The sequence below is a fragment of the Ruegeria sp. BE10 genome (assembly GCF_056538905.1).
Genome location: NZ_JBQFTX010000007.1, coordinates 81,231 through 95,799 on the forward strand (window position 1 = coordinate 81,231; position 14,569 = coordinate 95,799).

The 14,569-nt window shown below is 58.2% G+C and carries 11 protein-coding genes; 7 read left to right on the forward strand and 4 right to left on the reverse strand.

The window, feature by feature from the left end; translation table 11 throughout:
* The first annotated feature begins 38 nt into the window (after positions 1-38).
* The 3 genes from gpmI to ACR0M2_RS15650 are packed head-to-tail and all read left to right on the forward strand — an operon-like array spanning position 39 to position 4,030.
* A complete protein-coding gene (gene gpmI / locus ACR0M2_RS15640; RefSeq protein WP_480705900.1) occupies positions 39-1,556 on the forward strand; it encodes a 2,3-bisphosphoglycerate-independent phosphoglycerate mutase in 1,518 nt (505 codons plus the stop codon).
* Entirely contained in the window at positions 1,553-2,683 is a 1,131-nt protein-coding gene (locus tag ACR0M2_RS15645; RefSeq protein ID WP_480705902.1) for a murein hydrolase activator EnvC family protein, read from the forward strand. The genes gpmI and ACR0M2_RS15645 overlap by 4 nt, the downstream gene beginning before the upstream one ends.
* Before the next feature lie 6 nt (positions 2,684-2,689).
* Positions 2,690-4,030 (forward strand): S41 family peptidase, encoded by a 1,341-nt coding sequence (locus ACR0M2_RS15650; RefSeq protein ID WP_170394663.1) that lies wholly within the window; start codon positions 2,690-2,692, stop codon positions 4,028-4,030.
* A 43-nt stretch (positions 4,031-4,073) separates the two neighbouring features.
* Here the strand turns inward: ACR0M2_RS15650 and ACR0M2_RS15655 are convergent, their stop codons facing one another.
* The 3 genes from ACR0M2_RS15655 to ACR0M2_RS15665 form a co-directional block, all read right to left on the reverse strand.
* A complete protein-coding gene (locus tag ACR0M2_RS15655) occupies positions 4,074-5,600 on the reverse strand; it encodes an MFS transporter (RefSeq protein ID WP_480705904.1) in 1,527 nt (508 codons plus the stop codon).
* A gap of 79 nt (positions 5,601-5,679) precedes the next feature.
* Positions 5,680-6,033, reverse strand: coding sequence for a hypothetical protein (locus tag ACR0M2_RS15660; RefSeq protein WP_170376868.1), 354 nt, complete (start codon positions 6,031-6,033; stop codon positions 5,680-5,682).
* Between the two features lie 11 nt (positions 6,034-6,044).
* On the reverse strand, positions 6,045-6,806 hold the full coding sequence (locus tag ACR0M2_RS15665) for a DUF6478 family protein (RefSeq protein ID WP_170376866.1): 762 nt from the start codon (positions 6,804-6,806) through the stop codon (positions 6,045-6,047).
* 241 nt (positions 6,807-7,047) lie between these two features.
* Between ACR0M2_RS15665 and ACR0M2_RS15670 the strand changes: the two genes are divergently transcribed.
* From ACR0M2_RS15670 to ACR0M2_RS15685, 4 genes are read left to right on the forward strand one after another with little or no spacing between them, the layout of a single operon-like run.
* Positions 7,048-10,155 (forward strand): ABC transporter transmembrane domain-containing protein, encoded by a 3,108-nt coding sequence (locus tag ACR0M2_RS15670; protein ID WP_480689037.1) that lies wholly within the window; start codon positions 7,048-7,050, stop codon positions 10,153-10,155.
* Positions 10,148-11,038 carry a CPBP family intramembrane glutamic endopeptidase gene (locus ACR0M2_RS15675; protein WP_170361657.1) on the forward strand — a complete coding sequence of 297 codons (891 nt, stop codon included), beginning with the start codon at positions 10,148-10,150 and terminating at the stop codon, positions 11,036-11,038. Before ACR0M2_RS15670 ends, ACR0M2_RS15675 begins: the two co-directional genes overlap by 8 nt.
* Before the next feature lie 58 nt (positions 11,039-11,096).
* On the forward strand, positions 11,097-12,029 hold the full coding sequence (gene accD / locus ACR0M2_RS15680; RefSeq protein WP_170361659.1) for an acetyl-CoA carboxylase, carboxyltransferase subunit beta: 933 nt from the start codon (positions 11,097-11,099) through the stop codon (positions 12,027-12,029).
* Positions 12,026-13,300 carry a bifunctional folylpolyglutamate synthase/dihydrofolate synthase gene (locus ACR0M2_RS15685; RefSeq protein WP_480705906.1) on the forward strand — a complete coding sequence of 425 codons (1,275 nt, stop codon included), beginning with the start codon at positions 12,026-12,028 and terminating at the stop codon, positions 13,298-13,300. Before accD ends, ACR0M2_RS15685 begins: the two co-directional genes overlap by 4 nt.
* A gap of 78 nt (positions 13,301-13,378) precedes the next feature.
* Here the strand turns inward: ACR0M2_RS15685 and zapE are convergent, their stop codons facing one another.
* On the reverse strand, positions 13,379-14,437 hold the full coding sequence (zapE, locus tag ACR0M2_RS15690) for a cell division protein ZapE (protein ID WP_170350046.1): 1,059 nt from the start codon (positions 14,435-14,437) through the stop codon (positions 13,379-13,381).
* Positions 14,438-14,569 lie beyond the last annotated feature (132 nt).

A 14,569-nucleotide genomic window follows, 5' to 3' on the forward strand; every position in this document is an offset into this window, starting at 1 on the left:
TAAAAGATCGACCAAGAGCAGAAACCCGGAGAGCTATAATGACCGCCCCCAAACCCGTTGTCCTGTGCATTCTCGATGGGTGGGGCCTGTCCGAGGACACCAAAGCCAACGCGCCGTATCTGGCCAATACCCCTACGTTCGACGCAATCATGGCCAACGGGCCGCATGCCACTTTGATAACGCACGGGCCCGATGTTGGCCTGCCCAGCGGTCAGATGGGCAATTCCGAGGTCGGCCATACCAATATTGGCGCGGGCCGCATCGTGGCCATGGATCTGGGTCAGATTGATCTGGCGATCGAAGATGGCTCATTCTTCGACAACAACGCCCTGCAGGCCTTCATCGCCAAGGTGAAGGCCGCGAGTGGTACAGCGCATCTGATGGGGCTGGTTTCGGATGGCGGGGTGCATGGGCATCTGAACCACATCATCGCAGCGGCCAAAGCCATCACCGATGCGGGCGTTCCTGTCGCGCTGCACGCGATCACGGATGGGCGCGATGTGGCCCCGAAATCGGCTTTCACTTACATTGCCGAGCTTGAGGACCGACTGCCCGAAGGTGCGCGCGTTGTGACTGTCAGCGGGCGATATTTCGCGATGGACCGCGACAACCGCTGGGAACGCGTCAGTGAGGCCTTTCAGGCGATGATCAAGGGGCAGGGGCGGACTGCGGCCACAGCCCACGGTGCGGTTGACCACGCCTATAACCAGTCGGAAACCGACGAGTTCATTGTGCCGACGGTTCTACAAGGCTATGACGGCGTAAGTGATGGCGATGGTGTTTTCTGCCTCAACTTCCGCGCTGATCGGGCGCGCGAGATTCTACGCGCGATTGGCGAGCCGGATTTTGCTGATTTCGACACCGGTCCGCGCCCGCACCTGTCTGCGCTATTGGGGATGGTGGAATACTCGGACGGTCACAATGCCTATATGACAACCGTGTTCCCAAAGCGCGATATCGTGAACACGCTGGGCGAATGGGTCGCCAAACAGGGGCTGCGTCAGTTCCGCCTGGCCGAGACCGAGAAATACCCGCATGTTACGTTTTTCCTCAACGGTGGAAAAGAAACGCCCGAAATGGGTGAAGATCGTTATATGCCGAAGTCACCAAAAGTGGCGACATATGATTTGCAGCCCGAAATGTCCTCGGCCGAGGTTACCGCCAAGTTTGTCGAGGCGATTGAGGCCGGGTACGACTTGATCGTCACCAATTATGCCAACCCCGATATGGTGGGTCACACCGGTGATCTTCAAGCCGCAATCAAAGCCTGCGAGGCGGTGGACCAGGGCCTGGCACAGGTGGTTGCCGCGCTGAAAAAGGCAGGCGGTGCGATGATCATCACTGCCGACCACGGTAATTGTGAAATGATGGTGGATCCCGAAACCGGCGGACCGCACACCGCGCATACCTTGAATCCCGTTCCCGTGGCGCTGGTGGGTGGGCCGGAAGGTTCCACGTTGCGCAATGGGCGTCTGTCCGATCTGGCACCGACCCTGTTGCAGTTGATGGGCCTTGAACAGCCACCCGAAATGACCGGCAAGAGTCTGTTGTTATGACCTTGCGCGCGCTTCTTTGGGCAGTGCTGTTTGCGACGCCGGTCCACGCCCAGACCGACCCGTCCACAGCGGCGCTGAATGCGGCGCAAATGCTGGAAGATGCATCCGTCGCTTTGACCGAGGCCGACAGCGCCCGTGACCGCGTGCGTGCCCTGACCGAAACCATTCAGGCCTATGAGGCCGGTCTGACCGCCATGCGCGAGGGTCTGCGCCGCGCCGCCACGCGCGAGGCACAGTTGACCACTGAATTGCGCAGCCGCGAGGATGAAATTGCGCAGTTGCTGGGCGTGTTGCAAACCATCGAAACAACCGCGCCACCGGTTCTGATGCTGCACCCCTCTGGCCCGTTGGGATCGGCCCGCGCAGGTATGATGCTGTCCGAGGTCACGCCAGGTTTGAACGCTCGCGCGCAAGAACTGGCCCACGACCTGCAAGAGGTCCAGACCCTGCGGCAGCTACAACAAAGCGCCGCTGATACACTGACCGAAGGTCTGACCGGCGTGCAGACCGCGCGTACGAAACTCAGTACCGCCATAGCAGATCGGACCGATTTGCCAGTGCGTTTTGTCGAAGATCCGGTTCGAACGGCGATCCTGATCTCGTCCACAGAAACGCTGGAAGGGTTTGCCAGCGGACTGTCGGAAATCTCAGAAGGGGAGATTGCTGAAACCAACGCGGATATTTCACAGCGCAAGGGTGAAGTTGCCTTGCCCGCTCAGGGTGTTGTGCTGCACCGCGCTGGTGACACGGATGCAGCAGGGGTCAAGCGCCCGGGTGTGGTGGTGGGCACACGTCCACGCGCGATTGTGACATCGCCGACTGCGGCTACGATACGTTATCGCGGGCCGCTGCTGGATTTGGGGAATCTGGTCATCCTAGAGCCTCAACCCGGTCTTTTATTCGTATTTTCGGGGCTGCAAGAGGTCTACGGCAACCCCGGTCAGGTGATTCCCGAGGGCACTCCGGTCGGCTTGATGCCTGGTGAAACGCCCGAAATCGGCGCTATTTTGTCAACAAGCAGTGATGGCACTGGAACTGACCGGTCAGAAACGCTCTATATAGAGGTAAGACAGGATAACAGCCCCGTGGACCCGGAATCGTGGTTTCGGACCAGCAAGGATGGATAAATACATATGAAGAAATTTGTGATGGCCGGTTTGGCCGGAACCGTGGCAGGCATACTCGCAACTACTCAGATCGCAGGACCCCTGCTGGCACAAGAGGCCGAAAACAAGGCCAGCGTCTATGAGCAGCTTGATCTGTTCGGGGACATTTTCGAACGCATCCGTGCGCAATATGTTGAAGAGGTAGAGCCCGAGGAGCTGATCGAAGCAGCGATTGATGGAATGCTGACATCGCTGGACCCGCATTCCAGCTATCTGTCGCCTGACGATGCTGAACAGATGCGCGTGCAGACACGCGGCGAATTTGGCGGTCTGGGTATCGAAGTCACGCAGGAAGAGGGCTTTGTGAAAGTTGTCTCTCCGATCGATGACACCCCGGCGGATGCGGCTGGGATCGAGGCTGGGGACTTCATCACCCATGTCGATGGCGAAAGCATTCTGGGCCTGACGCTGGACAAGGCGGTGGATCTTATGCGCGGACCTGTGGGTTCGGAAATCGTGATTACGGTCGTGCGCGAAGGGGAACAGGAACCCTTTGACGTCACGATCATTCGCGACACGATCAAGCTGACCGCTGTGCGTGCCCGCACCGAAGGCACCAGCGTCGTGCTGCGAGTGACCACCTTTAACGACCAGACCTTCCCCAACCTGCAGGAAGGGCTGAACGAACAGATCGAAGAGGCTGGTGGCATCGAAAAGGTCAATGGCTTTGTTCTGGACCTGCGCAACAACCCGGGCGGTCTGCTGACGCAGGCGATCAAGGTTTCCGATGCCTTCCTGAACGAGGGTGAGATCGTGTCTACCCGTGGCCGCGACCCGGGCGAGGGCGAGCGGTTCAACGCATCCCCAGGCGATCTGGCCGAAGGCAAGCCGATTGTGGTTCTGATCAATGGGGGTTCGGCCTCGGCGTCCGAGATTGTTGCCGGTGCCTTGCAGGATCACCGCCGCGCCATCGTGGTCGGCACCAAAAGCTTTGGCAAAGGTTCTGTTCAGACGGTCATGCCGCTGCGTGGCGACGGGGCCATGCGCCTGACTACGTCGCGGTATTACACACCGTCGGGTCGTTCGATCCAGGCGCTTGGCGTCAGCCCCGACATCATTGTCGAGCAACCGCGCCCGGTGCCGGATTCGGAAGAGGAAGATTCGAACCGTCCCGCCCGGTCCGAAGCCGACCTGCGCGGCAGCCTGAACAATGACAGCCTCAGCGAAGATGAGATTCGTCAGATCGAGGAAGACCGCGCCCGGGCCGAAGCCACAGCTGAGCTTCGGGAAGAGGATTACCAAATGGCCTATGCCATCGATATCCTCAAAGGTTTGTCGGCCTTCAACCCGAACGGGCCGTCGCAGTAAACCAACGGGGCCGCCAATCAGGCGGCCCTTTTTCTTTGGTGGATCAGCTTTCCACTTTGTGCAGCTTTTCCTCATCCAGCAACATCGCCAATAAGACGCCGACAGATACTGACACAGTGGCGAAAATGAACGCCATGTTCATGCCAGTGTCAAACGCTGCGGTGATGGCGGTTTTGACCTTTTCGGCCTCGGCCGTGCCCAGTTTGTCCATGATCGCGCGTGCAGAGGTTGTGGTCAGCGTCCCGCCGTTGATGGCCCGCTGATCGGATTCCGACATATCAATCCCGGCGGTCGCCAGACGTTCACCCAGGCTGCGCAGACTGGCCAGATACATGATCGCGGTCGCGCAGGCCACCGAGATGGCACCATAGACGAGGTGTGTCATGAAACTCAGCCCACCGACCAACCCGGCCCGTTCCGGTTTCACCGCGCAAACCGCAGCGGTGCCTGATGGGCCAACCGTCAGCGTGGCCCCCAACCCAATCATCGCCATACCGGGCAGAATCTGAAAATAGCCCAACCCTGCGGGCAACACGACAACACTGGCCGCACCGATAGTGGCGCACAGGTAACCCCAGAACAAAAGCCGTTTGGGACCGAAATCGTTGTACAGTTTGCCCGACAAGATGGACCCCACGGCAAGCAGAACAGTAAGCGGGGCCAACCCGAATGCAGATTGCAACGTCGACCAGCCCAATACCTTTTGCATGTATTGGGGGAAATACATCAACCCTACGAACGCTGCTGAGACATTGAACATGTTCAGGCCCAGCGTGATGCGAAACTCTCTGTTTGCCATCATCTGGGGCAGCAATAGGGGTTCTTTCACTCGTTTTTCCACTTGTGGGAACAAGACGAACAGAACAGCGCAGACGAAGAACAACATCAGCAACGGCGATGAGGTCCAGCCCCAATCTGCACCCACGTCCAACCCATAAAGCAACAGCAGGACAGCCAAAGACAGTACGCCCATACCTGCGACATCGATGTGTTCGCCTTTTTTGTGCTGGGTTTCGCGCTCCATCAACACTAAGGCGGTGACCATCGAAATGGTCGCAAACACCACGTTTGCAAGGAAAAATAGCCGCCAATCCCCAAGGTTCACGACCGTACCGCTGATCAGCGGGCCGATGACGTTACCGCATGTGACGCCTGCCAGAATAAGCCCCATGATCATGGCGCGATGTTCAGGGCGCGAGACTTTGGTGGCGCCGTAGGCCAGCGTGCAGGGCCAGACACATCCCGCGCCGATCCCCTGTAATGCGCGTGAGACAATCAGAAAATCCAGGCTAGGCGATACAAAACACATGACTGAGGAAAACAGAAAGATCGACAGGCCGATCAGCATCAACTTGCGGTGCCCGTACATGTCGCCAAGCCGCCCCCCGGCAACCATCGTCATGGCAAAGAACAGGGCATAGATGTTCAAAACCCATTGGGTGCTGGTGATATCGGCGTCGAAACTGTTTTCGATAGCCGGAACCAGGATCAACGCGCCGGTAAAGTCGATGCCGATCCCGAACCCCGTCACCATCAGCGCGATGAGTTTAATGATGCTGCTGCGATCCATGAGCTTGCCCAAGTTGCTGCGGGTCGCTCAAGGATGCACGGGATTCTGATGAAAAGATAGGGACTTGGCCCTATACGGGCTATTCGCCCACGCTCTGCGCCCGCCGAAATGCCCGTTTCAGCATATCCAGTTCCGCGCGCAGCAGCTCGACCTCAGCGCGAAGATCATCCGCTGCCGGGGCGCCTGCGATAATGGTAAAATCGCCAAGTTTTTCGGACGTGCCTGCGTCCACGATGACAAAGCAATGCACGCCATCGGACAGTGCCTTCACGGGTACAGGGACAGTCAGTGCCCATCCGTCATCTGCTGGTGTCACGCGCACGTCTTCCAAAGGTTCGCCCAAGTACAGAACCTCAACCGCCACCTCGGCTTGCAGGTGACCCTGCCAGAGGCCGTTCTCGAACCGGATGGGTGTCAATGTCGGTTGCGTCATGGCCGAACCTCTTACAAATCGGCGCGATGGTGGCGGCAGAAGGTCAGATCGCGCAGGGAAACGCGATTCATCTGCGGGTTTTCAAAGATCAGGTCCAGCCAGATCTTCTCGATCCGCGACTCATTCAAGGGCAAATGTGCCAGATCGAAATCGACTGAGCAGGAGCTTGCAGACAGGTCCAGCTTGCGCAGAACCTGTTCAGCGTTGGGTCCGTGCTGGATGTTGAGACGGGCGAATATCTCAAGCGGCTGCTCGGCCTCGATCAGGGTATCCACACGCATGAGATGCTGTTTGGTCAGGCCCTGAGCAGCCTCGTAGGGCAATTCCACAGACAGGGACAGGAAAGAACCGGAAAACCCGAACACTTCAACTGTCATCCCATATGCGGCCAGATCCTTGTCGCGGGAATTCCGGGTCTGCCGCATTGCTATTTCGGCCAGGGAACAGTCGTGGAACAAGGTCACCTGCCGGTCCATCTGCGCCTTTCGTGCGGCCGAGGCCACACCCGGACGCGCCAATGGCCCGCGCCACAGATCCGGTCGCCAGCACCAATCGGTGCCAAGGGGTTTTGGGAATTGGGTCGACCCAATTCGAGGTCGGGCCAGACGGCTGTCGGCCTCATGAATCAGCAACTGCAGATGCGTGCGCAGCTTGCGCGCATCATCACGCTGTTGCCGTAGTTGCGGTTCAGGCGCAGCAGACGCACCACGCAGGGCCTGACGCCAGCGTTCGACGGCGCGGCGTTGAATATAGCGATCCAGAAGTCTGCCCATGGCCCCATCATTCAAAGTGTGACCCTGTTTAGTCAAAGACAACGCAGGGTTTAAAGGAGAATAAACGATACTGGGGGGCAAATCTCGCGAATTTGTGACTAATGGGGCGGATGGGCAATCGATTTGAAACCTGTTAGCCCAGCCATTCTTGCAATCGTAAAGGTCAGTGCGTACCGTCTGATACCTGATTGCAGTGGATCATCCGAAAACGCATCCAATAGATTTGAGGCAAGGCCGGGGCATGGAACCCACTCTATTCGCTTTCATATGGAAACATTCGAAGAAACAACAGCTTGTGCTGCTGTTTCTGACGGTTCTGTCATTCCCGTTCCTCTATGCCTCGCTGGAGTTGCCCAAGCAGATCATCAACGGGGCCATTGGCGCGCCCAGTGATACGGTGACTTTCCTGGGCTTCTCGGTAACGCAGGTGCAGTATCTGTTGATCCTGTGTTTCGCCTTTTTGGCAACCGTGATTGCCAGCGGGTTGATGAAAATGCGCATCAACACGATGAAGGGCATCCTTGCTGAACGCATGTTGCGCCGTTTGCGGTTCACTTTGATCCATCGCACGATGCGGTTTCCGAAATCCTATTTCGCCACCACCAGCCAGGGTGAGCTGGTGTCGATGATCACTTCTGAGGCCGAACCGATGGGTGGCCTGATGGGCGACGCGATCGCGCAGCCGGTGTTCCAGTTCGGGCAGATGATGACCATCGTCACCTTCCTGTTCATGCAGAGCGTCTGGTTCGGTCTTGCCAGTGTGGCTCTGATCCCTCTGCAGGCCTGGCTGATTCCAAAGTTGCAACGCCAGATCAACCTGCTGAACAAGGAACGTATTCAAGAGGTCCGCAACCTCAGTTCAGAAATTGGCGAAAGTGCGGCTGGGATCAGCGATCTGCGCACCAATGGCGGCTGGCGGTATCGGCAGGCGCAGTTCAGTCATCGTTTGGGGCTTTTGTTCGAGATCCGGTTCAAGATCTACAACAAGAAGTTCTTCATGAAGTTCCTCAACAACCTGATTACGCAGATGACGCCGTTTCTGTTCTATTCGGTAGGCGGCTATCTGGCGATCACGGGTGAGGTGACAGTCGGGGCGCTGGTTGCTGCACTTGGGGCCTATAAGGATCTGAGCGGCCCGTGGAAGGACCTGCTGACCTACTACAATCAGGTACAGGACATGTCCCTGCGGTGGGAGGTCGTGACCGAACGCTTTGCGCCTTCAAACATGATCCCTGAAAATCTGTTCGTGGGTGAGCCTGAGACTATTCCGCATCTGACGGGCGATATCGAGTTGCGAAACGTCACCGTGCGCGATGATGACGGCAAGACCATTCTGGAAGATATCGACCTGACCATACCCAAGGGTGCGCGGGTCGCCATCCAATCGACCCATGCCGCGGAACGAAATGCGCTGGCGCAGGTCCTGACCCGCGAAGTCCTGCCGGTGCAGGGCGACGTGATCATGGCGGGCCACAATCTGAAAGACCTGCATCAGGTCGTGATTGCGGCCCGGATCGGCTATGCCTATTCGCGGCCCTATCTGTTCGACGGCACGCTGGGCGACAATCTGTTGATGCCCCTGCGTCCGCATCCTCAGCATGAGGCCGATGCCGCCGTGGCGCCGACTCGCTGGCAAATCGAAGCTGCCCGCGCCGGAAACCCGACGGATTCGCTGACGGATGAATGGATTGATCCGGGGCTTGCCGGGCTGGATGATGTTGATGACATTCGCGCCTGGTGGTTCCAACTGGTCGAAGCGATGGGTACTGACGAACTTATGCTGCGCCGTACCCTGCGCACACAATTTGATCCCATTTTGCATCCCGATCTGGCGCAGGACGTGGTCAACCTGCGGGGGACGATTGCGGAAAAGCTGCAGGAAAAAGGGCTGGACCAACACGTTTACCGGTTCGACCCGGATCGTTTTAACCCGGCTGTTCCTTTGGGGGGTAACCTGCTCTATGCGACCCCGTCTCGGGATATCACGCCCGAGTCTATGGCGGATGATCGGCGGTTCAAGAACATGCTTGGGATGCATGATCTTGCCGATGACGCCATGTCCATGGCCAGCGCCGTGATGGAAACATTGGATCAGGCCTTTGGCCGCGACGGCACCGATCACCCGCTGTTCCTGCGTCTGGGGATGTCCAAGGACATGTATCACCGTCTGCTCGACATCAAGGATCGGCGTAAGTCGAGAGGAGACAACGGAATTTCCGAGGATGAGCGCGCGTTGCTGCTGACGCTGCCGTTCCTGCTGACGGCTGAGCAGATCGGCCCGGATTTTCCCGAGGAATACAAGGACAAGATTCTGTCAATCCGCAAGGATCAGGCCGAACGGCTTCGTGGGGCGCTGGATGGTATGTTCGTGCCGCTGTCGCCCGACAGCTACATCCCGCGCCTGACGGTGATGGAGAATGCGATTTATGGCCGGGTGTCCCTGATGGCCGGTGCCCATGCCGATGAGATCGAAGATGTCGTTGCTCAGGCCGTAAACGAGGCGGGCCTGCGCCGTCGGGCCGCGTCGACCTTGTACGATCTGCCGACCGGGTTGGGCGGAAACAACCTGCCAACCGTGTTTCAAGAGCGCGCGGCGTTTTCCCGCGCGGGGATCAAACGTCCCGATATCCTGATCCTCGACAAGGCATTGGCCAGCCACGATTCCCAAAGCCGTCTGCGTACACGTCTGCGGCTGCGTGAATTGTTGCCCGACTCGATCATGATCTTCATGGAGGATCATTTTGCTCACCCTGAGGCCTATGACTTGTTCATCGAGATCAAGGATGGTCGGATTGACGGTGTCTCGCGCACCCAAACCCACCACGAAGACGGGGCCTCGGCTGATCTGAGTCGTAAGCTGCAGATCATATCCTCGACCGAGCTGTTTTCGGGGCTGGATGCGCGCAATCAGCGGCTGCTGGCCTTTTCGGCACAATGGTACGAGGCTGCGTCGGGGCAGATGATCTTTTCCCGTGGGCAGGCACCCGACGCGGCGTATCTGTGCATCAAGGGGCAGGCCAATCTGGACTGGACCGATGAAAGCGGTGGCACGCGCACTATATCAATCATTGAACCCGGTCGGTTGATCGGCGATCTGTCAATTATCACCGGCGATGTCCGTCAATTGGATCTGACAGCGGCCACAGATTGTACGTTCCTGCGCATCGGAGCAGAGGAATTGCGCGCTGTGATCGAAAGCGATGCGTCGGTCGCGGTTCAGTTGCTGCAAACCGTTGCCGGGTATCTGACCACGTTGTCCACAAGGATCAACACCATCCAACACGCATCTGAGGTGTTCCCTGAAATCCCACAATCCATCGAAGGTGAAAGCTCTGGCAACAATGCCTGACCCTCACGCATATGCCGCCCATGAGGGGCTTGTGGGCGACGCACGCGCCCGGCCCGAACTGTGGCGCCTCGCGGCGGGTCTGGGTATTGTCCTTGTTCTCTATGTGACGTTGAACGCAGTGTTGTTTGCCTTTGTCGGGCAATTGCTTCAACCAGATCAGGCGCAAGGTCTTTTGCAAGGAACCTCAACGTCGGCCGCGCTGATTCTGCTGTTGAGTTTCGGTTTCCTGACGCTGGGCGTGGCTATCGCCGCCCGTCAAATGCAGCACCGGTCTCTGGCCGCCATCCTTGGCCCGCGCCGCCTGTTATTGCAACAATTCTGGATGGTCCTGCGTGCCTTGGTGATTCTGGGCCTGATCATGGCGGCCCTGCCACCCTATGGTATGGGTGAGACGCTGACGCAAAACCTGGCCCTGTCCACATGGTTGCTTTTGCTGCCAGTGTCGGTGATTGCGGTCCTGATTCAGACCAGCGCCGAAGAAGTGCTGTTTCGCGGCTATATCCAGCAATGCTTGGCGGCTAGATTCCGATCTCCGGCGATCTGGATGGGAGTACCTTCGGTACTGTTCGCAGCAGGGCATTATGCGCCCGGTGTCACCGGCGAGAATGCCCTTCTGGTGGCCATTTGGGCGTGTATTTTCGGCCTGCTGGCGGCGGATTTGACCGCAAGGTCGGGAACATTAGGACCTGCTATTGCATTGCATTTTCTGAACAATGCGGTCGCGCTTCTGTTCATTTCGCTGCCTGAAACGTTAAGCGGGTTGGCATTGTATCTGCTGCCTTACGACATGTCCGAAACCGGCTCGTTACGGCAATGGCTGTTCGTTGATTTTGCGGTAATGACTGTCAGCTGGTTAACTGCACGTCTTGCGCTCAGGCGTTGATTGCATTTCTTTCCGTTGCGTCTTATTTGACGTCAATGCCGCAAAACAAGGTTCCGACATGAACTGGATCACAAACTACGTCCGTCCCCGGATCAATTCGATCTTCTCGCGCCGGGAAGTGCCCGAAAACCTTTGGCACAAGTGCGATGAATGCGGCACGATGCTGTTCCACCGCGAGCTGGCGGAAAACCAGAATGTATGCACCCAATGTGATCACCACATGGCGATCACCCCGCGGGACCGTTTCGCACACCTGTTTGACGGTGGTATTTTCACCGAGGTCGAAGTTCCCGCACCAACAGCTGACCCGCTGCAATTCCGGGACCAGAAGAAATACCCGGATCGCATGAAAGCAGCTCAGAAAAAGACCGGCGAATCTGAGGCAATGCTGGTTGCTCGGGGCGAAATCGGGCGCACCCCGATTGTGGCTGCCGCACAGGACTTCTCGTTCATGGGTGGATCGATGGGCATGTATGTCGGCAACGCCATCATCGCCGCCGCACAAGAGGCGGTAAAATTGAAGCGCCCCTTGATTCTGTTCTCAGCCGCAGGTGGCGCACGGATGCAAGAAGGTATCCTCAGCCTGATGCAGATGCCGCGTACAACCGTGGCCGTTGAGATGCTGAAAGAGGCGAACCTGCCCTATATTGTCGTGCTGACGCATCCCACTACCGGTGGCGTGACCGCATCTTACGCGATGCTGGGCGATGTACATATTTCGGAACCCAATGCGCTGATCTGTTTTGCAGGGCCGCGCGTGATTGAACAGACCATCCGTGAAAAACTGCCCGAAGGGTTCCAGCGCGCGGAATACCTGCTGGATCATGGCATGTTGGACCGTGTGACCAAGCGGACCGAGATGCGAGAGGAACTGATCACCATTACCCGGATGCTGATGAACCAGCCGCCAGCAGTCAAAGGCGATCTTCCCGCGCCCCAGCCCGAAGAGGCCAAGGCCGAAACCCCAGCCGAGGAAACGGTCGAAGAATGACCAGCCCGACATCTGACGTCATCCTCGACCGGATGATGGCGCTGCATCCCAAGATCATTGACCTGACCTTGGATCGTGTCTGGCGTTTGCTGGCAGCTTTGGACAATCCGCAGGTCAAGCTGCCACCGGTGATCCATATCGCCGGAACCAATGGCAAGGGCTCGACCCAGGCGATGATCCGTGCCGGGTTGGAGGGCGCGGGGCTGTCAGTCCACGCCTATACCTCGCCCCACCTCGCGCGGTTTCACGAACGCATCCGATTGGCCGGAGAGCTGATTTCGGAACCCGCTTTGACCGCCGTTCTGGATGAATGCTACGCCGCCAATGATGGCGAAAACATCACTTATTTTGAGATCACGACCTGCGCGGCCCTGCTGACTTTTGCACGGACGCAGGCAGATTACACGCTGCTTGAGGTCGGCTTGGGTGGCCGTCTGGATGCCACGAATGTCATACACGAACCGGCCGTAACGGTGATCACGCCAGTTTCGATCGACCACGAACAGTTTCTGGGAGATACGCTGGGCAAGATCGCAGCCGAAAAGGCGGGCATCATAAAACCTAGTGTGCCCTGTATCGTCGGCCCGCAACAGGACGAGGCGCTAGAGGTCATCGAATACACCGCCGCACGCCTGGGAGCGCCGCTGCTGGTCCACGGTCAGCACTGGCATGTGCATGAGGAAAACGGGCGCCTGATCTATCAGGACGAAACCGGGTTGCGTGACCTGCCATTGCCCAACCTGCTGGGTGCGCATCAGATGCAGAACGCAGGTGCTGCGCTGGCCGTTCTACGGTACCTTGATCTGGGCGACGACGCCTACGAGGCCGCAGTGACCCGTGCCGAATGGCCCGCCCGTATGCAGCGCCTGAAAACCGGTCCCTTGGTCGAGGCTGCGCCACAAGCTGAGCTGTGGCTGGATGGTGGTCACAATACCGCCGCCGGAGTAGCACTGGCGGATGTTTTGACCAAACTGCCAGAGCGCCCGACGCATATGATCTGCGGAATGCTCAACACCAAAGACGTGACGGGTTACCTCGCACCGCTCGCGAAACAGGTCCAAAGCCTGACCGCAGTATCGATCCCCGGCGAGGCCGCAACGCTGAGTGCCGAAGACACGGCCGCTGCCGCGGCTAAAGTCACCCTAACCGCCACAACCGCCGACAGTGTTGCCGACGCTCTGAAAGCAATTGTCGGGGAAAACCCACAAGCCCGCGTTCTGATCTGCGGCTCGCTGTATCTGGCGGGAAACATCTTGCGCGAAAACGGCTAAATTCTCTGCCCGCAGGGGCTTCATCGGGCCAATAATACCTCGAGGGAGCCACGCAAAGCGCGGCGGGGGCTGAGCCCCCTATTTCCCCCAGTCCTGATCCTGCATTTCCCGCAGTCGCGAGGCAGTGCGTTCAAACTCGAACGTCCCTTCGCCTTCGACATACAACATCTCGGGCTCAGCCGCGGCGGAACAGATCAACCGAACCTTGGCCTCGTACAAGGCGTCAATCAATGTGACGAACCGTTTGGCTTCGTTGAAGTTGTTGCGCGACAAGCGCGGGATGTCCTCTAGCACCAGAACCTTCAACTCATCTGCAATTGCTAGGTAATCCGCCGGGCCTAACATGCGACCACACAGATCGTAGAACGTGGCCCGGGCAACTCCGTTCCGAAAGGCCGGCAGCTCGACCGACCGGCCTTTGACCTGCAAGACTAGCGGTTCCGCCGCACCGCCCGACAAATCGGTCCAGACGTCACGAATGTTCTGCCGTGCCTCGGGTCCGATTGGGGTGAAGTATACCGGTGCGCCCTCCAGCCGGTTTTGGCGGTAATCTGTGGGAGATACCAGCTCCCACACCTGAAGCTGTTCCTTGATGCGGGCGATGAAAGGCAGGAACAACTGCCTATTCAGCCCGTCCTTGTACAAATCGTCAGGGTGCCGGTTTGACGTGGTCACAACCACAACGCCGCCTTCATAAAGCAGGTCGAACAGACGCCCGACGATCATGGCATCGGTGATATCGATAATCTGCATCTCGTCAAAAGCAAGCAGCCTGACCGAATTCACGACCTCTTTCGCCACCGGAGCCAAGGCATCCTCGACCCCATCCTGACGGGCTTTGTGCATGCCGGCATGAATTTCCTGCATGAACGCATGAAAATGCACTCGACGCGCAGGAATATCCTCCAGCGCATCGACAAACATATCCATCAACATGGATTTCCCGCGCCCCACGCCACCCCAAAGATACAACCCCTCGGGCGGGGGCGGAGCCTTGCGGAACAACCCGCGTTTAACCGGGGCGGACAGCGCCGCGCGGATGCGTTCGAAATGGGGTAGGACGGCCTCTTGCGCATCGTCCCGGGTCAGGCTGCCCTCGGCAATGCGGGCGTTGTAAATCGAAATCAGATCCGTCATGGATTCGAGCCATAGCGCCCGCGTTGAGCCTTGAAAAGCGGCCATTTCCCACGACCCATCAAATTTCCTTATCCGTGACCGCAAATCTGCTGATTTGACCGACTGCTCAAATCCACTACCGTCCGTCGAACC

Bases quoted from the DNA above. Each gene is read 5' to 3' on its own strand.
- gpmI (WP_480705900.1), top strand. From the start codon at position 39: ATGACCGCCCCCAAACCCGTTGTCCTGTGCATTCTCGATGGGTGGGGC.
- ACR0M2_RS15645 (WP_480705902.1), top strand. From the start codon at position 1,553: ATGACCTTGCGCGCGCTTCTTTGGGCAGTGCTGTTTGCGACGCCGGTC.
- ACR0M2_RS15650 (WP_170394663.1), top strand. From the start codon at position 2,690: ATGAAGAAATTTGTGATGGCCGGTTTGGCCGGAACCGTGGCAGGCATA.
- ACR0M2_RS15655 (WP_480705904.1), bottom strand. From the start codon at position 5,600: ATGGATCGCAGCAGCATCATTAAACTCATCGCGCTGATGGTGACGGGG.
- ACR0M2_RS15660 (WP_170376868.1), bottom strand. From the start codon at position 6,033: ATGACGCAACCGACATTGACACCCATCCGGTTCGAGAACGGCCTCTGG.
- ACR0M2_RS15665 (WP_170376866.1), bottom strand. From the start codon at position 6,806: ATGGGCAGACTTCTGGATCGCTATATTCAACGCCGCGCCGTCGAACGC.
- ACR0M2_RS15670 (WP_480689037.1), top strand. From the start codon at position 7,048: ATGGAACCCACTCTATTCGCTTTCATATGGAAACATTCGAAGAAACAA.
- ACR0M2_RS15675 (WP_170361657.1), top strand. From the start codon at position 10,148: ATGCCTGACCCTCACGCATATGCCGCCCATGAGGGGCTTGTGGGCGAC.
- accD (WP_170361659.1), top strand. From the start codon at position 11,097: ATGAACTGGATCACAAACTACGTCCGTCCCCGGATCAATTCGATCTTC.
- ACR0M2_RS15685 (WP_480705906.1), top strand. From the start codon at position 12,026: ATGACCAGCCCGACATCTGACGTCATCCTCGACCGGATGATGGCGCTG.
- zapE (WP_170350046.1), bottom strand. From the start codon at position 14,437: ATGACGGATCTGATTTCGATTTACAACGCCCGCATTGCCGAGGGCAGC.